Source organism: Chryseobacterium sp. BGARF1 (assembly GCF_001677955.1).
GTDB lineage: Bacteria > Bacteroidota > Bacteroidia > Flavobacteriales > Weeksellaceae > Chryseobacterium.
The window spans coordinates 1-21,758 of record NZ_LELA01000019.1; the positions used below are offsets into that span (position 1 = coordinate 1).

Annotated in this window: 19 protein-coding genes; 5 read left to right on the forward strand and 14 right to left on the reverse strand. The window is 35.0% G+C overall.

What is annotated here, in order from left to right:
• Positions 1 to 111 precede the first annotated feature (111 nt).
• The 6 genes from AB671_RS03450 to AB671_RS03475 all read right to left on the reverse strand — a co-directional run bounded on the left by AB671_RS03450 (position 112) and on the right by AB671_RS03475 (position 8,326).
• A complete protein-coding gene (locus tag AB671_RS03450; RefSeq protein ID WP_066680108.1) occupies positions 112 to 543 on the reverse strand; it encodes a hypothetical protein in 432 nt (143 codons plus the stop codon).
• A 6-nt stretch (positions 544 to 549) separates the two neighbouring features.
• Positions 550 to 1,671 (reverse strand): efflux RND transporter periplasmic adaptor subunit, encoded by a 1,122-nt coding sequence (locus tag AB671_RS03455; protein ID WP_066680106.1) that lies wholly within the window; start codon positions 1,669 to 1,671, stop codon positions 550 to 552.
• Between the two features lie 4 nt (positions 1,672 to 1,675).
• Positions 1,676 to 4,834 (reverse strand): efflux RND transporter permease subunit, encoded by a 3,159-nt coding sequence (locus AB671_RS03460; RefSeq protein ID WP_066680104.1) that lies wholly within the window; start codon positions 4,832 to 4,834, stop codon positions 1,676 to 1,678.
• A 19-nt stretch (positions 4,835 to 4,853) separates the two neighbouring features.
• The gene (locus AB671_RS03465) at positions 4,854 to 6,236 is read right to left on the reverse strand and encodes a TolC family protein (RefSeq protein WP_066680102.1); all 1,383 of its coding nucleotides are present in this window, start codon (positions 6,234 to 6,236) and stop codon (positions 4,854 to 4,856) included.
• A gap of 288 nt (positions 6,237 to 6,524) precedes the next feature.
• Entirely contained in the window at positions 6,525 to 6,953 is a 429-nt protein-coding gene (locus tag AB671_RS03470) for an HYC_CC_PP family protein (RefSeq protein WP_066680100.1), read from the reverse strand.
• Positions 6,954 to 7,066: 113 nt separating this feature from the next.
• Positions 7,067 to 8,326 (reverse strand): exo-beta-N-acetylmuramidase NamZ domain-containing protein, encoded by a 1,260-nt coding sequence (locus AB671_RS03475; protein ID WP_066680098.1) that lies wholly within the window; start codon positions 8,324 to 8,326, stop codon positions 7,067 to 7,069.
• A 4-nt stretch (positions 8,327 to 8,330) separates the two neighbouring features.
• On the opposite strand from AB671_RS03475, the gene AB671_RS03480 reads away from it, so the two are divergent.
• Positions 8,331 to 9,560: an ABC transporter permease gene (locus AB671_RS03480; RefSeq protein WP_066680118.1), complete on the forward strand. Its 1,230-nt coding sequence runs from the start codon at positions 8,331 to 8,333 to the stop codon at positions 9,558 to 9,560.
• 231 nt (positions 9,561 to 9,791) lie between these two features.
• On the opposite strand, the gene AB671_RS03485 is transcribed toward AB671_RS03480, so the two are convergent.
• Positions 9,792 to 10,190, reverse strand: a complete 399-nt coding sequence (locus AB671_RS03485) for a hypothetical protein (RefSeq protein WP_066680096.1) — start codon at positions 10,188 to 10,190, stop codon at positions 9,792 to 9,794.
• 274 nt (positions 10,191 to 10,464) lie between these two features.
• Between AB671_RS03485 and AB671_RS03495 the strand changes: the two genes are divergently transcribed.
• A complete protein-coding gene (locus AB671_RS03495; protein ID WP_066680093.1) occupies positions 10,465 to 11,448 on the forward strand; it encodes a PLP-dependent cysteine synthase family protein in 984 nt (327 codons plus the stop codon).
• A 98-nt stretch (positions 11,449 to 11,546) separates the two neighbouring features.
• Here the strand turns inward: AB671_RS03495 and AB671_RS03500 are convergent, their stop codons facing one another.
• Genes AB671_RS03500 through AB671_RS03510 form a run of 3 tightly spaced genes read right to left on the reverse strand, consistent with a single transcriptional unit; the run spans position 11,547 to position 13,334 of the window.
• Positions 11,547 to 12,083 (reverse strand): hypothetical protein, encoded by a 537-nt coding sequence (locus AB671_RS03500; protein WP_066680091.1) that lies wholly within the window; start codon positions 12,081 to 12,083, stop codon positions 11,547 to 11,549.
• A gap of 30 nt (positions 12,084 to 12,113) precedes the next feature.
• Complete coding sequence (locus tag AB671_RS03505) at positions 12,114 to 12,416, reverse strand: chaperone modulator CbpM (protein ID WP_066680090.1); 303 nt, start codon at positions 12,414 to 12,416, stop codon at positions 12,114 to 12,116.
• Positions 12,417 to 12,419: 3 nt separating this feature from the next.
• On the reverse strand, positions 12,420 to 13,334 hold the full coding sequence (locus tag AB671_RS03510; protein ID WP_066680088.1) for a DnaJ C-terminal domain-containing protein: 915 nt from the start codon (positions 13,332 to 13,334) through the stop codon (positions 12,420 to 12,422).
• A 178-nt stretch (positions 13,335 to 13,512) separates the two neighbouring features.
• Here AB671_RS03510 and AB671_RS03515 point away from each other — a divergent pair, with 178 nt between their 5' ends.
• Positions 13,513 to 14,712, forward strand: a complete 1,200-nt coding sequence (locus AB671_RS03515) for a dicarboxylate/amino acid:cation symporter (RefSeq protein ID WP_066680116.1) — start codon at positions 13,513 to 13,515, stop codon at positions 14,710 to 14,712.
• A 100-nt stretch (positions 14,713 to 14,812) separates the two neighbouring features.
• On the opposite strand, the gene AB671_RS03520 is transcribed toward AB671_RS03515, so the two are convergent.
• The 3 genes from AB671_RS03520 to AB671_RS03530 all read right to left on the reverse strand — a co-directional run bounded on the left by AB671_RS03520 (position 14,813) and on the right by AB671_RS03530 (position 18,500).
• Complete coding sequence (locus AB671_RS03520; RefSeq protein ID WP_066680087.1) at positions 14,813 to 15,199, reverse strand: DUF779 domain-containing protein; 387 nt, start codon at positions 15,197 to 15,199, stop codon at positions 14,813 to 14,815.
• 245 nt (positions 15,200 to 15,444) lie between these two features.
• On the reverse strand, positions 15,445 to 16,482 hold the full coding sequence (gene adhP, locus AB671_RS03525; RefSeq protein ID WP_066680086.1) for an alcohol dehydrogenase AdhP: 1,038 nt from the start codon (positions 16,480 to 16,482) through the stop codon (positions 15,445 to 15,447).
• 488 nt (positions 16,483 to 16,970) lie between these two features.
• Positions 16,971 to 18,500, reverse strand: a complete 1,530-nt coding sequence (locus AB671_RS03530; protein WP_066680114.1) for an aldehyde dehydrogenase family protein — start codon at positions 18,498 to 18,500, stop codon at positions 16,971 to 16,973.
• Positions 18,501 to 18,677: 177 nt separating this feature from the next.
• On the opposite strand from AB671_RS03530, the gene AB671_RS03535 reads away from it, so the two are divergent.
• Positions 18,678 to 19,595: a helix-turn-helix domain-containing protein gene (locus AB671_RS03535; protein ID WP_066680085.1), complete on the forward strand. Its 918-nt coding sequence runs from the start codon at positions 18,678 to 18,680 to the stop codon at positions 19,593 to 19,595.
• Between the two features lie 8 nt (positions 19,596 to 19,603).
• On the forward strand, positions 19,604 to 20,377 hold the full coding sequence (locus AB671_RS03540; protein WP_066680083.1) for a hypothetical protein: 774 nt from the start codon (positions 19,604 to 19,606) through the stop codon (positions 20,375 to 20,377).
• Between the two features lie 35 nt (positions 20,378 to 20,412).
• Here the strand turns inward: AB671_RS03540 and AB671_RS03545 are convergent, their stop codons facing one another.
• Positions 20,413 to 21,741 carry a hydroxymethylglutaryl-CoA synthase family protein gene (locus AB671_RS03545; protein ID WP_066680081.1) on the reverse strand — a complete coding sequence of 443 codons (1,329 nt, stop codon included), beginning with the start codon at positions 21,739 to 21,741 and terminating at the stop codon, positions 20,413 to 20,415.
• Positions 21,742 to 21,758: the final 17 nt, after the last annotated feature.

Here is a 21,758-nt window from a genome sequence, read left to right on the forward strand (position 1 = left end):
AAATAATTTAAGTAGTTCCGAATCATTTAACATACTACAAAAATATCATTTATTATTTTGCTCCCCAACTTTTGAGACTGAGCCATTTCTTGCAGCTAATCGTTTCAGTTATTATGAATTTCCTTCCAAAAACTTCCGATAATTCTCTTCGTTTTCAAAATAAGCAACTTCGTTATTATTGCCGATGACCACAATATAAGCGTCGGCTTTGCTGATTTTTTTCAACGAATGCGGATCGGTTGCGTAACGAGCGCTTTCATCTTTCGGGATTTTCTCTTTGCACATATTACAGCAGCCGTAGTACATTTTTCCTTCAAACGGAACTTCAATTTGCTCTTTTCCCATGTAGACATCATTGACCATACAGACCAAATTGTTGGGGACATTTTTTCCTTTTTCAGGATTATTGTTTTGAATCACTTTTTTAATAGCTAATTTACTTTCTGCTCTTTCAGTTTTCATCTCTGTCTTTTTGTTTTCACAACTTGTGACAAGTATCGCAGCCAATGCTGCGATACTTAGTGTTTTAATAATTAAATTCATTATGACTTATTTTTTAGACTGATTCTTTTTAGTTGAATTGGGAACCATTGTTCCTTCTGCAATTTCTTCCGAAGCCATTTTTAAAATTTTGTCACCTTCGGATAAATCCCCAAAAACTTCTACTTTATCATCCATTATTCTGCCTTTACTCACGGGAATATTTTTGGTCTTCCCATTTTCTACCCTAATTATATAAATGCCAATTCCACTTTCTACCACAGCTATTTTTGGAACAAAAAAGGTAGCTTCTGTATTTTGTAGCGGAATATTGGTTTCTGCAACCATATAAGGTTTCAAGACATTTTTTACATTGATAAAATCAGCTTCTATTTTCTCGGAACGCAGTTTGGCATCCAAACTTCCAGATTTTCTGCTGACTAATGCCATGTGCTTTATCTGCGGTTGTGAACGCACATAAAACCGAATGGTATCCCCTATTTTAATGTAAGGCGTATTGGCCTCCGGAACCGAAAGATTCAGTCGTAATTTTTGATTATTTTCAATCACCAAAAGTGGCTCTTTACTCATCGGGCTTACATAAGCTCCCAAATCTACACTTCTATCGGTAATGATCCCACTAAAAGGCGCTCTTATGACCAAATAATCATTAATGTTTCTAATTTCATTGTAGGCTGAGAGAGCCGCAGCCAATTGTGACTCGTCTGAAAGTTTACGCGCTTTGATTTGATCTATTGCGTCTTTTGCCATTGCTCCTTTGGTTTCATCAGCTTTCAACATTCTGTCGTAAGTTGATTTTGTAGAAATATAAATGGCTTCCTGAGCCTGTACCTTTGCTTTTACATTCGCAATTTGTGAAACAATTTCGGGCGCTTCTAATATCATTAAGATTTGCCCTTTCGAAACCTTATCGCCAATATCTACTTTAATATTTTTCACATAACTGTTTACTTTTGCAAACAATTCGGTTTGTTCGTAAGGTTTTAATTCACCTGCTAATTTTAAAGGAACCAACGGATTAGATCTCGAGATCTCAATCGTTTCCATCATATTCATCATTCCCATTCCTTCCATCGCTGGTTTGGGTTGATCATTATCTTTATTTTCATTGGTGTTGCAAGCTGCTAAAATCATTAAAGCTGCAAACGGAATTATATTTTTTAATTGCATAGTTTTATAAATTTGATTTGATAAAATGAATACTGTTTTCGTCTTCAGGATCTAAGGAAAGAGAGATGATGCTTGCTTTTTTCTGCATCCAGCCAAATACCAATGGAAGGATAATTAATACCGAGAAGGTAGAGAATAACAATCCGCCAATCACGGCTCTTCCCAAAGGTGCGATCTGATCTCCACCTTCACCAAAACCAATCGCCATAGGTAACATTCCTGCAATCATCGCTAAAGTGGTCATGATAATTGGGCGGATACGCAATTTAGCAGCTTCCACTCCTGAATTAACAGCATCATTGTTTGATCTCCTTAATGTTTCAGCATTACTGATGAGCAATACAGCGTTCGCAATCGACACTCCTACAGACATAATTAAACCCATGTAAGATTGAAGATTTAAAGTTGATCCCGTAATATTTAACATCAATAAAGCCCCAACTACAACAAATGGTATCGTTGATAAAATAACAATGGACACTCGGAACGATTGAAAAGTGGCTGCGAGCATTAAAAAGATAACGAAAACAGCAATCAGCAATCCTATAGCCAAACTAGATAATGTTTCTTCTAAAACAGGAACCATTCCTGCAAGTTCGATATTGACACCTTTAGGTAATTCACCCAAAGAAGCGATGGCTGCATGTACATCTTTAGAAGCTTGTTCTAAATCTTTTTTATACAAATTAACGGTGACTGTGGTATAGCCCATTGTTCCTAAATTATAACTTTCGCCGAATTCTTTTGTAGGAGTAATAGTTGCTACATCTCCTAAAACTGGTCGGTCTGAATTTTTGCTCAGCGGTAAATTTGCCAGTTCATCTTTACTATTCAAAATATTTTGTGGCGTTTGCACCTGTACATCGTAAGCAATCCCCATCATTCCGCCTACCCAAAAGTTTTTGTTGGTATACCGTGTAGAAGCGGTTGCCGCAACTAATGATTTGGAAATATCCTGAACATCTAATCCCAATTGTGCAGCACGTGTACGATCGATATTAATTTGCATCGCAGGATAATCCATTGATTGAGGAATTTGCTGATCCCGCAAATACTCGATCTCTTTTAATTTCGCCAAAAGCTTGTTTGCATACATCCTATTCATCTTTTTCATCATTCCCGACACCCTAATTTCAATAGGCGTATTGGTACCTTGGCTCAAAATTTTCTCCGTTAATTCTATCGGTTCAAAAGAAATAGACAGTTCGGGCATTTTTTCTTTATAATATGCTCTCAGTTTATCTTTCAACTCATCCGAATTACCTTTAAAATCTTTCAAAGCCACTTGCATTAAAGCTTCGTGCGGACCTGCATTGTACAAATAAATTGGGCTCACCGCAAAAGTCGATGGATGTTGACCAATAAATACCGATGAGATAGCAATATTATCTTCCCCAACATTCTTTTTAAGATGTGATAAAAATGTTTTCACTTTCATTTCTGTCACTTCAATTCGTGTACCTTCAGCTGCTTTTATACGAACCTGAAACTGTCGTGAATTGGAAGTGGGCAACACATCTTTCCCTGTGATTTGATACAACGCAAAACCTCCAGCCAAAACAACAACTAAACTTAAGCTGACAATCATTTTCGTTTGCTTGGTAAGCTTTGTCAAAAAATTCACAAAACTATTTCTGAATTTTGAAAACCAATCTTCTTTGTGTGCTGGATTTTCACAATGGCCATTAGTATGTTTCATTAACCAATTTGCCATTACCGGTACAAAAGTTTGGGATAACAAAAACGAAACAATCATAGAAAAACCAATAGCCATCGCCAAAGGCATAAACAAAGAACCCGGAATTCCTGTCATCATAAAAGCCGGAGCAAATACCGCCAAAATACACAGCATAATCAATAATTTTGGAAACGCAATTTCTTTACACGCATCCCAAATAGCCTGAGCTTTAGATTTTTTCATCGCAAAATGTTGATGAATATTTTCAATCGTCACCGTACTTTCATCCACCAAAATCCCGATTGCCAATGCCAAGCCAGAAAGCGACATGATATTGATGGTTTGCCCGAATAGTTTTAAAAACAAAACTCCCGAAATAATAGAAATAGGAATCGTCATAATCACAATCAATGCAGCACGACGGTCATTTAAGAATAAAAGCACCATCAGCCCCGTAAGCAAAGCACCCAAAACACCTTCCACAACCAAACTTTTCAATGCATTGGTAATGTAAACCGACTGGTCAAATTCATAAGAAATCGTTACATCATCAGGCATATTTCGTTGAATATTCGGTAATTCTTTTTTCAAAGTATTCACAACATCCAAAGTTGAAGCATTTCCGGCTTTGGCAATATTGATATATACAGACCGTTTTCCATCGACCAAAGCATAACCCGTTGCAATGTCGGCTCCGTCTTTTATAGTCGCCACATCACGGATATATACATTGTCTACAGAACCTTTAAAGATGGGAATATCGCCCAACTCAGCCACTTCTTTTACCGTATTATTGGTTGGTGTTAAATAATTTTTATTCCCGATATATACATTTCCCGAAGGCGATGTGATGTTGTTGCGGCTGATGGCTTCAACAATTTGCTCAGGAGATAAATTATGTGACCGAAGTTTATACGGATCAATATTCACCTCAATTGTACGCGGGCTTCCTCCAAAAGGTGGCGCAGTCGTCAATCCGGGAATTTTGATCAAAAACGGACGGGCATTGAAATTAGCAATATCCTGTAACTGATTGTTGGTTTTGGTATTACTTCTGAAAACCAACTGACCAACCGGCTGAGATGATGCATCAAAACGAATAATAAACGGTGGCGGCGTTCCCGGAGGTAAAAACACCTGAGAACGGTTTGACAAAGCATTGATTGTGGCAATGGCTTCACCCATTTCTGTTCCTTCATAAAAGGTAACTTTCATGAGGGTAAGTCCTTGTGTATTTTTAGATTCTATAGTCTTGATACCATTTGTAAAAAGCATCATATTGACATACATTTTGGTAAAATAACCCTCCATTTGTTGTGGCGTATATCCATTGAAAGAGTGGGCAACATACACCACCGGCAAATCCATTTCTGGTAAAATATCTACCTTGATTTCCTTGATTGCTTTTAAACCAAAAAACAGCAATCCAAGCACCAAAACCATAATCGCTATGGGTTTTCGCAGTGCGAATTTTATCATATTCACATTGAAATTTCTTAATAGGTTATGGTATTAATATTTGAATATCACCTTGCGCAGAAGCCAATAACAATAAGGCTTGCCACACATTATTCTGAGCAATTTCGTAATCAATTTCGGCTCTGTTTAAACCATACAATGCTTGCGTAAAATCAACCAAAGTTGTTAATCCGTTTTCATACAAAGCGGTTTGTTGCTTGTGTGCTAAAGCAGCAGCTTCTAACTGAATTTCGGTTTCATCAAAATTGAGATAAGCATTATTGAGCTGTTCATTAGCTTGATGTGACAAGGTCTTCAGCTCTTTTTGTTGCGCATCAAAAGTATATTGCAGCGATTTTGTTAAGAATTGCTGCTCTTTTATTTTTGTATTAAAACGGAAAATATTAGTGATATTCCAACTAAGAGAAATCCCCAAAAGATAATTACCTCGGTCAATTCCCACCCCTTTTAAATAGCTTAGAGAATAAGCTGAGTTATCTTGGGCATAATTAGCTTCAAAACCAGAACCTCGACCCTGAACAACACCAAACGCCGATACATTTGGTTTTTTATGAGCTTTCAAAACTTCAATGCTTTGTTCACTTTCATTGATTTTGGTTTGTTGCCATTGCAAATACGGATGCTTTTCAATATTGTCTTCTGCTATTTGTACTAAATTATTTGGAAGTGAAGTGCTGTACAAACTATCCAATTGATAGAGTTTAAAATCATCATTAATTAACACCGCGAGCTGTTTAGACCATTCCAATTCTTTATCATAAGCTTTTATTTGCAAGGACTTAGCATTAGACCATTCAGCTTTTGCCAATTGCGCATCAACTTCGGGAATCAATCCGCTTTTAGCTCGCGCATTGGTCATTTCATAAAAAACCTGCGCCCGTTCTGTATTTTTTTCCTGAACGAATTTTATTCTCTGACTTGCTAATAAATTGAGATAAGCCGCACTTACTTTTATTTGTTGTTGAAAAACTTCCTGTTGCAAATCGGCTTTGGCGGTTAATTCTTTTTTGCTTCCCAATTCTACCTGATTTTTAATTCTTCCGAATGAAAATACATTCCAGTTGATATTTGCAAAATAGAGAGAGCCAAAAGCGGCGTTCCAGTTCTGTTCTGCCAAAGGCATTGATGTAGCGGCAGAAGCTAATCCGCCATAAGCATACATGGGACCGTGCTGCACATTGATAGTTCCGAAACTTTGTTGGGCAGAAAGCGTAAAATCGGGTAAATATTGTTGCTTTTGAAAAGCTGTATTTTGAGCCGAAGCATCGACTAATTGTTGTTTTACTTTTATTTTATCGTATTGATCTTGGGTACGATAAAGAGCATCTTCCAGTTTCAATATCTGACCATAGCTATTTAAATAGCAAAGCGATACTAAAATCACAGATGCAATGAATTTTAATTTCATTGTATATAAAATTTAGAAATTATACCTTAGTACATGACAAAAAACTTAAAACATTTTTTTTCACCGCAAAAGAATCAAAAGAAATGATTGAAAAAAGAGAAAATCAAAAGTTCTCAAAATGTAAAATTTTCAATTATTCTTATTTTGCTAGCTTTTGAATAGCTTATTCCATTATAGAATCTTTTGTCGCTTTTGCGGTAAAAAATATCATGTACTAAAAAATTAGACATAAAAATGTAGGGCAGAATCGAGAAATCGAAACTGCTTTATGAGATTTTTAGTCTAAAATCAAATTCTATAAACGCAATGTAAAATATAAAGAGGATTGCCCTGAATAGGGACTTTTGAAGAAGGATAATTTGTGTTTTTTTCAGTTTTTAAAAGGATGGTTTTTACATCGAAAACTGCCCCCAACATTTTGTTTGGAATAGCATCGCCCAAAAACTTTACCGAAAAATCAAAATTATTTTGCTTTTTTACGCTGTCATCTACTTTTACAAATTCAGCTTGGTGTTGGCAGCAACCTTTCTTTTTATCTTTTAAATTTTTATCCTTTTTAGAACAAATAGGACAAGGTTTGTCTTGGTTTTGAAACTGAGTATTTGTAAAACTATAAACTTTACTCGTCATTTCTTTGCATAAATGCGAATATTGGGTAAAGCCCGAAGCCAATACCAAATAAAATAATGAAAGAAATATAACAAGTGATTTTTTCATTCTGTACAATGCAAATATATACAAACTATTTGTAGAAAATATATTTTAAGAAATGACATTTAGACACCTCAGAGATAACCTAATGTATGATTAAAACATCTTTACTTTAATAACTAATCTTCATAAACAATATATTTACTTCTGATTTTTGAAAACTTCTCAAGATCTGCTTTCCAAGATGACTTTATTTCTTTTTCAGATTTACCAGAGACAATTTGTTTTCTCAGCTCATCGCTTCCGGCTAAAGTATCAAAGAAAAGATTTTTAAGGAAGAAATCCTGTTGAGGGTTTTTATAGTTTTTATATGCTTTGATCAACCATTCTAAATTGATTTCCCGTAAGTTTTTAGAATAATCAGAAAGATTTTCACCATAGCATAATTTACCATTCAGAAAAGGATCTTTAGCTCCGAAATTTGGCTTTGGAGTAAACTGGTAAGGTAAATCTTTTGTCCAAGGAGAACCATACACCTGAAACGGAAGATTAGTTCCTCGCCCTACCGAAACCTGAGTTCCTTCAAAAAAACATAAGCTTGGATATAAGTTAATCGATTTATCGTTCGGCAAATTGGGAGACGGTTTATCTAAAATTGCATAGCGCTTTTTCTTATGGTAATTCTTCATTTCAATCAAAGTATATTTTGCCTGAACTCCGTTTTTTAACCATTTTTCACCGTTTACCATTTTTCCGTATTCACCGATGGTTAACCCATACACCACAGGAACTTCGTGCATTCCTACAAAGCTTTCCCATTTTTTCTTTAAAACAGGTCCGTCAATATATCCATCATGCGGATTTGGTCGATCCAGAACCATGATTTCCACATTATTTTCAGCTGCGGCTTCCATTAAATACGTTAAAGTTGAGATGTAAGTATAGAATCTTACTCCAACATCCTGAATGTCGAAAACAACTACATCAATACCTTTTAGCTGATCCGGTTTTGGTTTTTTATTATTTCCGTAAAGAGAAACGATAGGAATTCCCGTCTTCACATCTACTCCATTTTTCACCTTTTCTCCTGCATCAGCATCACCTCTGAAACCATGTTCGGGGGCAAAAATCGATTTGATATTGATTTTATTTTCAACTAAAAAATCAACAATGCTTAAAGTATCTATCTTCATTGCTTTTGCACAACCTGTCGAAGGATCTTTTGCTGCATTATAATATCTTACTCTTGTTACAAGCCCTGTCTGGTTGGTTACCACAGCAACTCTTTTATTTTTCAGAAGTGCAAGGTATTTTTCCGGTTGGTCTGCACCGGTTTTAAAACCCTCTTTATTTGATGTCTGAGAATAATATTGACTGAATACTCCTAAAAAAATTAGGCAAATAAGAACTAATGTTTTAATTTTGAAATTTAAATTCATAAGCTTGAAATTTCCATTATATTTCTCCCGAAAAATAGCGTTTTCCAAAGATAACAAAAATAACCTTTCTCGGGTTATCATCTTCATCGGCAGACTGTCTGTGGCTTTGGGAATCATCGTTTCGCTCATCACTGTTTCTACAGGATTGGGCTCAAAAAAAGCGATAAAAGAAAGATTGGGGGATTTCAGCGGGCATATTACGGTAAGATCTACCAAATCAAATTCATCTTACAATACTTCGGTTCTTGATAATCAAGGATTAGATATTAAAAGCCTTAAGGCATTTCCCGATGTTGCTACAGTTCAGGGATATGCAATGGTAACCGGAATTATGCGTAATGAAAATAGTTTTGCAGGAATTATTTTCAAAGGGGTAGGTAAAGATTTTGACAGTTTAAGGTTTAAAAAATTTCTGACCGCCGGAAAAACTCCTTTTCTGAATGGCGAAGGTTACAATAACGGCGTTGTCATTTCAGAAAAAATCGCTAAAGACCTCCATCTGAAAGTAAACGACAGCATCGTTACTGTTTTTTCAAAAGCTGATCAAAAACCTATTTACAGAAACTTTGAAGTAGTGGGAATCTACAAAACCGACATCAAAATGATCGACGATCAGTTCGTAGTGGGTGACATCAACCATGTAAGAAGAATTTTGGATATGAAGCCTGAGGAAATTGGCGGTTTGGATGTATTTTTTAAAAATATCAACAATATCGATGAAGATTTTCCGCAGGTTGAAAAATTTATAGGATATAAAAACTATGCAGAAAAAGCAACCGATAAATATCCGCAAATCAATGACTGGATCGGGCTTTTCGATACCAATATCGGGATTATCATTTCAATTATGCTTTTGGTCGTTATCATTAATATCATCATGGTATTGTTGATTCTTATCATCGAAAGAACCAATTCTATTGGCTTGCTTAAAACTTTAGGTGCAACCAACGGACAAATTAGAGCAACCTTTATCAATTACACTTTAATTATCATGGTTCCCGGACTTTTATGTGGAAACTTAATCGGTCTTGGACTTTTAATTACCCAAAAATACACTGGAATTATTAAGCTAAATCCTGCTAATTACTATGTAAGCGTAGTTCCTGTGGATTTGAATCCGTGGATTATTATTTCTATCTCGGTAGGAATTTTAATTATTTCCGGAATGGCTTTGGTAATCCCAAGTTATCTGATCAGTAAAATTTCTCCTGTAAAAGCGATTAAGTATAATTAGTGAATTGTCAATTTAGCTTCGCTAGTGAATTGCGAGTTATTAATTACAAATATTGTTTTGCATAAAGTTTGTCATTCATAATCGGCGAAACCAAATGTATAAAAAACAACCGCTATGCACGCCAACTTTCATTGAAAAAAAACCAAAATTAAGCCTCATTTAAACAGTGTTTAATGAGGTTTAAAGGATGAATAAAAAGCGCCATCTCGAGTGCTAATCGTTAATTGAACATTATTTACAACATTGACATTTTATGTCTGTAAAATTTAGTTTTTTTGTTGTTAGATTTTCAAAAACATCTTGTAATTCATGTAAATAAATTAAGTTATGTGAAAAAGTTCCCTTTGACACATTACAAATTACACTACTTTTGTCAATCAGTATCTTAACATCATTGTCATCGAGATAGAATACATACCCATCTAACTCTCTACTTTTCTCAAACCCCAATTTTATTAAAATTTGCTGGTCAATTATAGCAGGAGAAATACGATCCCAACCAAATGTAGGAGAATCGCTTAATCTTCTACATTTTGGAAATAAAGTAACAACGTTATCATCTAAATATTCTATTTGTGATAACTTTCCATTGCTAAGGACGTAATGTCCTTCCTTAAAGATTTTACTCATAATTTTTTTATTCTTTTAAATTATAATACAAAAATACTCTATAAATAAAAAAAAGCGTGTTGCTAAAATTGGCTACAAATACCTTAGCCCCGATTGCAATGAAAATCCTTTTTTGAAAAAAAAGATTGCAATGAAAAGCGGGAAAAAGCTCTAAAAAACATTTAAGAAATTTTTGAAGATTATACCAAGTCATTGTTAAGATCTCTTTAATTCTCTGTTATTCATTTTTAATAATATTGAAAACTGTATCTTTGCCACGCATAAAAAAACATTTATGAAATACGCAGAAAATATACTCGAAACCATTGGAAATACCCCTCTTGTAAAGCTTAATAAAGTTTTGGGTGAAGATTTCCCGGCATTGGTTTTGGCAAAAGTAGAAACTTTCAACCCCGGAAATTCGGTAAAAGACAGAATGGCTCTGAAAATGATTGAAGATGCCGAAAAAGACGGAAGACTAAAACCTGGAGGAACCATTATTGAAGGAACTTCAGGAAACACAGGAATGGGATTGGCTTTGGCAGCCATCATCAAAGGGTACAAATGTATTTTTGTAACCAACGCAAAACAGTCAAAAGAAAAATGTGATATTCTTCGTGCCGTTGGAGCTGAAGTGATCGTTTGTCCTACAGACGTAAAACCTACAGATCCGCGTTCTTATTATTCAGTTTCAAAGAGATTGGCAAAAGAAACGGAAAACGGATGGTACGTTAACCAATATGATAATTTATCAAACAGAGCAGCTCACTACGAGTCTACCGCTCCTGAAATCTGGGAACAAACGGAAGGAAAACTGACTCACTTTGTGGCTGGAGCAGGAACAGGAGGTACCGTTACCGGTTGTGGAACTTTCTTTAAAGAGAGAAATTCTGACATTAAAGTAATCGGTATCGATACGTATGGTTCTATTTTAAAAGAAATCCACGAAACGGGAGAGATCAATCTAGGAAATGCTTACAGCTACATTACAGAAGGTATTGGTGAAGATATTCTTCCTGAAAACTACGATATGTCTGTGATTGATCATTTCGAAAAAGTGACCGATAAAGATGGAGCTATCTACGCAAGAAAACTGGCTAAAGAAGAAGGTATTTTCTGTGGATATTCTGCAGGAAGCGCAATGGCAGCTTTGGTTCAGATGAAAGATCAGTTTACAAAAGATGATATCGTTGTGGTACTTCTTCACGATCACGGTTCAAGATACGTTGGAAAAATCTACAATGACGAATGGATGAAAGAAATGGGTTGGTTAGATTAATCAGCTTTTCATGATAAAACAAAACTCAGAGTGTCTGCTCTGAGTTTTTTATTTATTCCTAAATCGATCGTAAATAAGATTTTGATTATCGTCATTTTTTACTTCTGAACATTGTTCTGCACCGCTTGCTTTAACAGTTCAAAATCTGCTTCCTGCATTGATTTTTTGGGAAACATATAATTGAATTTCCCTTCTAAACCGATAAATTTTTCGCTAATCTCTGCAGCCGTAAATTCCGTCCAAAGACTGGTTTCTTTATTGTCGTTAAGGTTTACTTTAAAAACTTTAGCATTAAACTGAATTTGATAAATTTCTGTATTTTCAAGAGTTTTAAGGTATTTAACCACTTCTTTTTTCCATTTTGATACTTTATTGATCGCTAAAGACAAGTAGACTGCACAAAGCAGAAAAAGGAAACTCACAAAGTATAAAATCCCGAATTTCTCTTTACTTAAATCATCTTTAAAGTAAAATAAAACCAACAAAATCACAGCAACTACGATTGTGGTGATCAATTTCCCTTTCACGGTAGGTGAGAAAAAAAGACTTCCCTGATCTCCATGAAGGTAAATCTCTTCGAAATCTTTTTTAATAATGTTTAAATTAATGATCTTATCGTCATTGAGTCTGGCCATAGAATGAGTTTTATAGTTTACAAAACTAAATTAAATATCTTCATATTTCCCATTTATTGCCGAAAGTTTTTGCATTAATTCACGGTTGATTTCATTTAAATTTTTCATTTTCTGCAGCATTGTATTGATTACCTCCAAACCGGGAAGGTTTATTTCTAAATCATAATGCCAATTGGTAAATCTTTCAAATGTAGGAAGGTCTTCGTACATCAGATATCGAATTTCATTATCCGTTTCTATATTCAGCAAGCCCGAATCTACCAATTCATCAAAAAAAGTAATTTCAATATTATAAATCTGTACGAGTTCTTCGCGTGATATTCTTTCACTCATGGCTTAGGAATTTTTAAGTTGTTCAAAAAGTTCTTTCTGCTTGTCGGTCAGGTTGGTCGGTAATTTTACATCGTAGGTCACAAATAAATCACCAAATTGTCCTTCTTTTTTATAAACAGGGAAACCTTTTCCTTTTAGTCTTACTGTGGTTCCGTTTTGGGTTCCGGGTTTTACTTTCAGAATTACAATTCCTTCCAAAGTGTTTATATTAACTTCTCCACCTAAAACTGCGGTATAAAGATCGATTGTCACTTTGGTTTTCAAATCATCTCCTACCCTTTCGAAATTGGAATCTGGAACGATATTAAAAGTAATATATAAATCTCCGCTTGGTCCGCCATTAATTCCCGGTTCTCCATGACCTTTTAATTTTATTTGTTGTCCATCATAAACTCCGGCAGGGATTGTTATTCTCACCTTTTTACCGTTGATATCGAAAGTCTGCTGATGCGTTGTTGCAGCGTCTTTTAAGTTTAAATTTAATTCTGCATGAATATCCGAACCTTTAAACTTTCCGGATGCACTTCCGCGCGAACTTCTTCTTGAGCCACCTCCAGCTCCGCCAAACATACTTTGGAAAAAATCTGAAAAATCTTCGCCTTCCCCAAAATCAGCACCGGAAAATCCACCTCCGTAGTTTCCGCCTTGATATTGCTGTCTTTGCTGTTGCTGTGCTTTTTCGTATTCTTCACCATGTTTCCAGTTTTCACCGTATTTATCGTATTTGGCACGGTTCTCAGGATTGCTGAGTACTTCGTTAGCTTCATTCAGTTCCTTGAACTGTTTTTCTGCTTCTTTATCGTTCGGATTAAGGTCTGGATGCAGTTTTCTTGCCTGCTTTCGGTACGCTTTTTTAATATCGTCCTGCGTTGCGCTTTTGTCTACGCCTAAAATTTTGTAATAATCTATATAAGCCATAGAAACGAATGTTTACTCAAATTTAGAAAAATTAAGGCGAACATACCTCTTAGAAATTGTTAAAAATAAATCTATCTTTGATAAAAATCAGGCATAAAATCGCAATTATTTATTTGAATATCAAATACCAATTAAGTTAGACGATTACATATTGCTTAAAAATAATAAACATCCACCTATGAAAGAAGTTTTAAAAAACTATTCCGGAATTTTACTTTTACTTGTGGGAATCACCGTAGGAAGTATAATCGGTATTCTTGCACCTCAAATCGTGGAATATATAAAACCTTTGGGCGATATTTTTCTTAATCTTCTTTTTGTAAGTGTTGTTCCGCTTGTGTTTTTTGCCGTTTCCAATTCTATTGCTTCTCTTGAGCAAGAATCTAAGTTTGGTAAAATTCTTTTAATAATGTCTTTTACATTCTTGTTTTTTATATTAACTGCTGCAGTTTTTACCATTGGTGCAGTCTACCTTTTTCCCGTTTCATCGATATCGGGAAGTACAGAATTAATTGCAGAAGCCACCAAAGAAGAAAACTGGGGTGATAGAATTGTTAGTTTTTTTACCGTAGGTGAGTTTACCGAATTATTTTCACGAAAAAATATGTTAGCGCTTCTTATTTTTGCCTTCCTCACAGGTTTTGCAGCCAGAAAATCAGGTGAAAGCGGAAAACCTTTCAGAGTTTTTATTGCTTCAGGCTATGAAGTAATGAAAGAACTTCTTTTAATGATCATGAAAATTGCACCCATCGGTTTGGGAGCGTACTTTGCGTATCAGGTTGCCACATTGGGACCTCAGCTTTTTGGTTTTTATGCTAAACCGCTTGGTTTATATTACGTTGCAGGAATTATCTACTTCTTTGTATTTTTCACACTTTATGCTTTTATGGCAAACGGACAAAACGGAATAAAAAGTTTCTGGAAAAACGCCATTCTTCCGACCTTAACTGCATTGAGTACATGCAGCAGTTTCGCAACAATGCCCACGAATTTGGTAGCCGCATCAAAAATAGGAATCCCAAGTTCGATTGCCAATTTGGTTATTCCGATTGGAACGACATTGCATAAAAACGGTTCGTCGATGTCTTCGATTATTAAAATATATGTGGCTTTTCAGATTATCGGGAGAGATTTTTTTGAACCTTCAAACCTCTTATTGGCATTAGGAATCACCGTTTTTGTAAGTATCGTTGCCGGAGGAATTCCGAATGGCGGTTATATTGGCGAAATGCTGATGATTTCTGTATACAGTTTACCACAGGAAGCCATTCCTGCAGTTATTATTATCGGGACTTTGGTAGATCCATTGGCAACAGTTTTAAATGCTGTTGGAGATATTGTAGCGGCGATGTTTGTCAATCGGTTTGTGAAGGTCTGATTTTATTTTAAACACGAATTTTCACTAATGATTTTATAGTTTAATAATCTGGGTGTTTTTTTTAATTTCTATCTCGCAAATTATGCTGAATCAGCAGATTTTATTCACTTCGTCTTACATCCTCAAGATTTCCAAGTTCTTCAAGCGTGAACAATCTGTAATGAACTTTAAACGTTTTGCCTAAAGGAGTTTCAAGGGAAAATCCGCCCGGTCCGAAACCTTCTAAAATATCTAATGTAAAATGAGAATATTTCCAATATTCGAAAAGATCACGGTCGATCCAAAATTCATGTCCGTTGATGGTTCCTATCATCGCGTCATTCATTCTTGGGAAGTAGCCGCCTTTTTCAAAACATTGCGGCTGTGTTCCTTCACAGCAACCTCCTGCTTGATAAAACATCAAATCACCATGTTTTTTTTCTAATTCCCAAATCAGTTCTAAAGCTTTTTCTGTTACTGAAAGTCTTGATATTTTTTTTGTTTCCATTTGATTTTCTTTTTATTGATTGTTTTTTTCAATCAAGTATAACATAGTTTTTGTCGTTCCGTAGGACTCTAATCTTAATTAAATTAAACAATCGTTCAAAATAGCTTCTTTTAATTTTTAAGTAATTGTTTCAATCTATTATTTTTTGAGATTGCTTCGTCGCTTCACTCCTCGCAATGACAATTTATAAAGTTAAAAAAACCTGACAACATAATTTGTCAGGTTCCACTAAAATTCAATATACTCTAATTTGCTGAGCCAGCAATATCTAAGACTATTCTGCCATCAATTTGTCCGGCCTTCATTTTATCAAATACTTCATTAATATCTTCTAATTTTGCTGCTGTGACAGTTGCTTTTACTAAGCCTTCGTTGGCAAAATCTAATGCTTCCTGCATATCTTTTCTCGTTCCTACTATCGAACCTCTTACGGTAATTCTTTTAAGAACGGTCTCAAAGATCGGAAGCTCAAATGAACCAGGAGGAAGACCATTCAAAGCAATGGTTCCTTTTCTTCTGAGAACGTCAATCCCCTGTTTAAAAGCTATAGGCGAAACAGCCGTGATCAATGCGCCGTGCATTCCGCCGACTTCCTTATGTAAATACTCTCCAGGATCTGTGTTTTTTGCATTGACCACTAAATCTGCTCCTAATTTTTTTGCTAATTCTAATTTATCATCTGCAACATCAATCGCTGCAACATGCATTCCCATTGCTTTTGCATACTGAACTGCAACGTGTCCTAAACCACCAATTCCAGAGATAGCAACCCATTCTCCAGGTTTTGTTTCAGTTTCTTTTAAGCCTTTATAAACAGTCACTCCAGCGCAAAGAATCGGTGCAATTTCCAAGAAGTTGACATTTGATTTTAAATGCCCTACATATCTTGAATCGGCAATTACATATTCTGCAAAACCTCCATCTACACTGTACCCACCATTTTTCTGAGCCTCACACAATGTTTCCCATCCTGTAATGCAGTAATCACAACATCCACAAGCTGAATACAGCCAAGGAACTCCCACTGCATCTCCTTCTTTTACTTGAGATTCCGGTCCGCAAGCTACTACAATTCCTACTCCTTCATGACCGGGAATTAATGGCATTTTTGGTTTTGCAGGCCAGTCTCCGTCTACTGCATGCAAATCGGTATGGCAAACACCACAAGCGATTACTTTTACCAATACTTCATATCTTCCGGGTTCTCTTACCGGAACTTCCATAATTTTTAACGGTTGTCCGTAGCCTTGAACTACGGCGGCTTTCATTGTTTTTGGAATCATAGTTTTATTTTTTATTAGATTGATTTTTATTTCTTAACCATTTAGGTTTGTTTAATCGTTATTTTAATTTGTTAATCATTGTTCTTTTTAACGCAAAGATTTATTTTGGAACTGCATATTTAAAGGAGCAAAGAATGGAATCAATGAATTGATTCTGATGAAGCTTTGCTTGTCTGAGATTCTTTCTATCTACTTTTTTTAAGCTGATTCTATTCTTGTTATTCAACTATCTTTATTAAAAAGCCTTGTCAAGGTTTTGAACCTTGACAAGGCTCAGGAAAATAAGGTTCATAAAAATTCCGGCTCATCTAATTTGGGTAAGATAAGTGAGAAATAGGTCTGCTTTTGCGTGAGGGATAGTAAGGGTCTCGCTGAAAGCGAAAGTGCGAAGCGAAGCGGAGTACCGAAACGAAGTGCAGCCCTGAATAGCCCGACCGTTTTGCCTCGGCTAAAGCCAAGGCAAACGGGCACGCCCTAATATTTAAAAATTAAAAGAATCCTAATTTGTTTTTGTTGTATGAAATCAACATGTTTTTGGTTTGACGATAATGGTCTAACATCATTTTGTGGTTTTCTCTACCTATACCCGACTGTTTGTAGCCTCCAAATGGAGCTCCTGCAGGATATGAGTGATATTGATTGACCCAAACTCTACCCGCCTGAATCTGGCGCGGCACATTGTACAACTGGTGCGCATCTCTCGTCCAAACGCCTGCTCCCAATCCGTAAATCGTGTCATTGGCAATTTTGATTCCTTCTTCTTCGTCTTTGAAGGTTGTGAAAGCCAGAACCGGTCCGAAAATTTCTTCCTGGAAGATTCTCATTCTGTTGTTTCCTTTGAAAATGGTCGGCTGAATGTAATATCCTTCATCTAAACCTTCTCCAACATGATTTACATCACCACCCACTAAAACTTCTGCACCTTCTTCTTTACCCAATTTGATATAAGATAGAATCTTGTCTTTCTGAATTTTTGAAGCCTGAGCTCCCATCATTACTGTTTTATCTAAAGGATTTCCTACTTTAATTGCTTTTACTCTTTCGATAACTTTTGCAATGAAGGCGTCTGCAATATCTTCCTGCACCAATAATCTTGACGGACAAGTACAAATTTCACCCTGATTTAAAGCGAAAAGTACTGCTCCTTCAATGGCTTTATCTAAAAATGCATCATCTGCATCCATCACTGAACTGAAAAATACGTTTGGAGATTTACCTCCCAATTCTAAAGTCACCGGAATGATATTTTCTGTTGCATACTGCATCACCAAACGACCTGTCGCCGTAGAACCTGTAAATGCTGCTTTATTTACTTTTGGATTGGTTACCAAAGCTCGTCCTAATTCTGCTCCGAAACCATTAACGATATTTACAACTCCCGCCGGAAGCAAATCGCCAATAAGTTCCATTAAAACCAAAATAGAGACCGGTGTACTTTCTGCAGGCTTCAAGACCACGCAATTTCCAGCTGCCAAAGCCGGAGCTAATTTCCAAACTGCCATAAGAATTGGGAAATTCCAAGGAATAATTTGTGCAATAACTCCCAATGGCTCATGAACGATTAATGAAACCGTATCTTTATCTAATTCGTTGTGAGAACCTTCTTCTGCTCTGATTACAGATGCAAAATATCTGAAATGGTCAACTGCCAAAGGAATATCTGCCGCTAAAGTTTCTCTTACTGCTTTACCATTATCAATTGTCTCAACGGTTGCGATATATTCTAAATTCTGCTCGATTCTATCAGCTATTTTATTCAGGATAATACTTCTTTCTGTAGAAGAAGTGTCTTTCCACGTTTGGAATGCTTTTTCTGCTGCATTTACTGCCAATTCTAAATCTTCTTTAGAAGAGTGTGCTGCCTGAGTGAAAACTTTTCCGTCAACCGGTGAAACCACATCAAAATACTGCCCGTTAACCGGTGCTGTAAACTTTCCGTCAATATAATTATTGTATTGATTTTTAAACTCCGGCCACTGTAAAGTGGTAGATGATTGTTGTTCTGTTGTTGTGCTCATATTAGTAAGTTTAATTTTATCTAAAGCCAAATTACACACAGATAAGAGAATTGAATAGCAGAATCCTACAAAAGAATACTAAAATCCTACATCATTCTAATTTTATCATTTCATTAACAAATAATTCCTCAATAAATTTCTATATTTGAATAGACAGGTCTTGAAAAATGTTTAGAAATGAATGATAACAAGTTTTTATTAAATACTCCTGAATTAAAGAAGGAAAGCCAGCTTTTGAACTTGGTTGAAAACCAGACATTATTCAATCTAAATAATTGTGAATTTAGTATTTATGAAACCCACAAGTCTGCTTACGGTGTAAAACTGCATTTTGACAACATCGCATTCACAGCAATGCTTCGCGGTAAAAAACACATGAAACTGGAAAATAAGACCAATTATTTTGATTACCATCCCGGAGAAAGCGTTTTGGTCGCTCCCGGAGAAACCATGGTCATCGATTTTCCCGATGCGGATGAAACTCCTTCTCAATGTATTTCTTTAAGCTTAAACCCAGAATTTATTGAAAATTCTCTGAATCATCTCAACTATAATCTTCCAAAAGTGGATGAAACCTCAACATGGAATTTACAGTTGGATGAATATTTTCTGTTTAATAATCAGTCTTTAGCTTCTGCAACCAACAATATTATGAGAATTGCCATGGATGATAATTCACAGAAAGATATTATGGCAGATTTTGCTTTAAAGGAATTATTAATCAGACTGATGCAAACTCAGGCAAGAACTATGGTAGAAAAAAATATTGCAAAAAATAAATCAAGAATCGGGTTTGTGGTAGATTACATCAAGAAAAATATTCACCAAAAACTTTCTATTGACAGCATTGCGAAATTGGCTTACGTAAGCAAGTCAAATTTCTTTAAAATGTTTAAAGATGAACTGGGAACTTCGCCCAATGATTTTATTCTTCAGGAACGCATTAACAGGGCAAAAGAACTTTTAGCTTTAAATAACAGCATCAAGGAAACCGCTTTTCAAACCGGTTTTTCTGATACCAATTATTTCACAAGGGTTTTTAAACAATTGGTTGGCGTGACGCCGAAAAGTTATCAGAATAAAATTATTATTTAGATTTTTTCATGAGGTTTTTCACTCTTTTTATAGTTTTCTTACTTACACAAAATTTTTTAGCTCAAAATATAAAAATTGAATATCGAAATTCACGCTATCAAAGTGATGGAAACGGAATTTATGACAATCAAGAAATTATCAAAATTTATCCCGAAAAGAATAATTATAAGTTAGAATTTACACACCTAAAGAAATTCTACATTTACAACGATTCCACAAAAAAAGATACCAGATTATCAATCAATGAAATTAATACTACAAAAAGAAATTTAAAGAGTTCTCTCGTTGATAATTTAATTTCCGAATTAGGTCAAAATAAAAACAATTTCGATTACGAACTAATTAAAAAACAAATAAAGTCATCAATATCAAAACAAGATATCATTAAACTAATTAAAGTAAATAATATTTTCTACAAAATTGGAGATGAACAAACAAAGAAAATTGATAAATCTGGAAAACAGAAAATAAAAGATATTAAAGAGTTTAAACTATTTGACAGATATATTGAATCCATTAAGCCATCTGACTCAATTATAACAGTTTATTCACATGGATTGAATTCAGCCATAATTAGCTATCAAAACGAAAAATATATACTTAATTTTTTAAATCCTTTGGGACAACCAATAGATGGAAAAAAATTATTTGTTAATTTAGAGGTCAATACCGCCTTAAATAAAATACTTCCAGAAAAATCACTTTTAAGAAAAAACTTGACCGCAGATTCTTTATTAGACAAATATATTTATTGGTATTTAGATAATTATTATAAATATTAAAAAAACAAAGCACCTCAAAAGAGATGCTTTTCTATTTATCCTTTATAACCGTAATACCTCGCTCCTTTCAACACGGGATTTTCCAATTCTACAGATTCTAAACCAAATCCGTTGTAATCAGGATTTACAGAATATTCCAATTGTTTTCTATGAAGCTTTTCGTAAGTATCAAAATCAATCGCTAAACGATTTTTAAGATTTTCAAATAAATCCCATTTTGCAACCACATTTTTCCAGTTTTCAGAAACTTTTCCGGCAAAAACTTTTGATTTAGAACCGCTTCCGTAACCAACAAATCCGATTTCTTCACCTGCTAATTCTTCGTTTTCATTAAAAGAAGTCTGTAAACCTGAAAGTAAAGCCATAAAAATCGAAGCAGTGTACATATTTCCTATTTCCGAAGATGCACGTTGTGTTTTTTCAATTTTATTGTTGATAAATTCGATATAATTTTCAGACTTTGCAACTGCTTTTTGTTCGTCAGCATTTGAATAAGGAAGTCCATTTTCTAAGCTGTAAATCTCTGTAAAAACTCTTTTCCCATGAAATGCATACGGAAGATGGAAAATAAGATATTTCCAGTTTTCTGAAGATTTTCTTTTGCCTGAAACTTCCTCATAATGCTGATAAGCCTCCCTAATCCTATCCTGATAACATTGGTTGGAATATTGCCCGTCAAAAACAGGTTCATCCGTAAAAATTTCTATTTTATCCGGAAAAGTTTCAGGAGCATTTTTTAAATCTTCTTTTTTGAAATGTCTTCTTGGTTTAAAAAAATCAAAAACCGATTCTGTAGCCACTCCCCAATTATTTTCAATTTCAATTAAATCAGGTTTTGTGGAAACCAATAAAGCAACTGCACCTCCACCTTGAGTATATTCGCCAGAAGAAGCCAGCTCATATTTGGCATAATCACTTGCAATAACCACTGCTTTTTTATCAGGATTTACTCTTACAAAGTCTAAAGAATTGTGAAGCGCATCAACCGCGCCAATGCAAGCAAAAGTCATATCTACCACATCACAGTTTTTGAAACATCTTTCTCCAAACTCTGCTTCCAAAACTTTTTCTACCATCTGCATTGCGTAGGAAACTGTTGGTTTAGCGGCATCGATTGCGCTCTCGGTTCCTAAATAAATACGGGAAATTTCTTTGGGATTGATTTGGTAGTCTTTTATTAATTTTAACAAAGCTTCTGCAGCGAATGTAGCAGCATCTTCATGTACATCGGGGAAACCCATTTTATGTAAGCCTAATCCTTTTTCCAGTTTTGCAGGTTCAATTCCTCTTTTTTCTGCTAAATCTTTAATTTCCAAATACAAAGAAGGCACATAATAACTTGCTGCCTCAATTCCAAAACTCATAATCGTCAAATTTTAAA

Bases quoted from the DNA above. Each gene is read 5' to 3' on its own strand.
- AB671_RS03470 (WP_066680100.1), bottom strand. From the start codon at position 6,953: ATGAAAAAATCACTTGTTATATTTCTTTCATTATTTTATTTGGTATTG.
- AB671_RS03545 (WP_066680081.1), bottom strand. From the start codon at position 21,741: ATGAGTTTTGGAATTGAGGCAGCAAGTTATTATGTGCCTTCTTTGTAT.
- AB671_RS03475 (WP_066680098.1), bottom strand. From the start codon at position 8,326: ATGAATTTAAATTTCAAAATTAAAACATTAGTTCTTATTTGCCTAATT.
- AB671_RS03450 (WP_066680108.1), bottom strand. From the start codon at position 543: ATGAATTTAATTATTAAAACACTAAGTATCGCAGCATTGGCTGCGATA.
- AB671_RS03530 (WP_066680114.1), bottom strand. From the start codon at position 18,500: ATGAGCACAACAACAGAACAACAATCATCTACCACTTTACAGTGGCCG.
- AB671_RS03535 (WP_066680085.1), top strand. From the start codon at position 18,678: ATGAATGATAACAAGTTTTTATTAAATACTCCTGAATTAAAGAAGGAA.
- AB671_RS03515 (WP_066680116.1), top strand. From the start codon at position 13,513: ATGAAAGAAGTTTTAAAAAACTATTCCGGAATTTTACTTTTACTTGTG.
- AB671_RS03465 (WP_066680102.1), bottom strand. From the start codon at position 6,236: ATGAAATTAAAATTCATTGCATCTGTGATTTTAGTATCGCTTTGCTAT.
- adhP (WP_066680086.1), bottom strand. From the start codon at position 16,482: ATGATTCCAAAAACAATGAAAGCCGCCGTAGTTCAAGGCTACGGACAA.
- AB671_RS03520 (WP_066680087.1), bottom strand. From the start codon at position 15,199: ATGGAAACAAAAAAAATATCAAGACTTTCAGTAACAGAAAAAGCTTTA.
- AB671_RS03540 (WP_066680083.1), top strand. From the start codon at position 19,604: ATGAGGTTTTTCACTCTTTTTATAGTTTTCTTACTTACACAAAATTTT.
- AB671_RS03495 (WP_066680093.1), top strand. From the start codon at position 10,465: ATGAAATACGCAGAAAATATACTCGAAACCATTGGAAATACCCCTCTT.
- AB671_RS03500 (WP_066680091.1), bottom strand. From the start codon at position 12,083: ATGGCCAGACTCAATGACGATAAGATCATTAATTTAAACATTATTAAA.
- AB671_RS03505 (WP_066680090.1), bottom strand. From the start codon at position 12,416: ATGAGTGAAAGAATATCACGCGAAGAACTCGTACAGATTTATAATATT.
- AB671_RS03510 (WP_066680088.1), bottom strand. From the start codon at position 13,334: ATGGCTTATATAGATTATTACAAAATTTTAGGCGTAGACAAAAGCGCA.
- AB671_RS03485 (WP_066680096.1), bottom strand. From the start codon at position 10,190: ATGAGTAAAATCTTTAAGGAAGGACATTACGTCCTTAGCAATGGAAAG.
- AB671_RS03455 (WP_066680106.1), bottom strand. From the start codon at position 1,671: ATGCAATTAAAAAATATAATTCCGTTTGCAGCTTTAATGATTTTAGCA.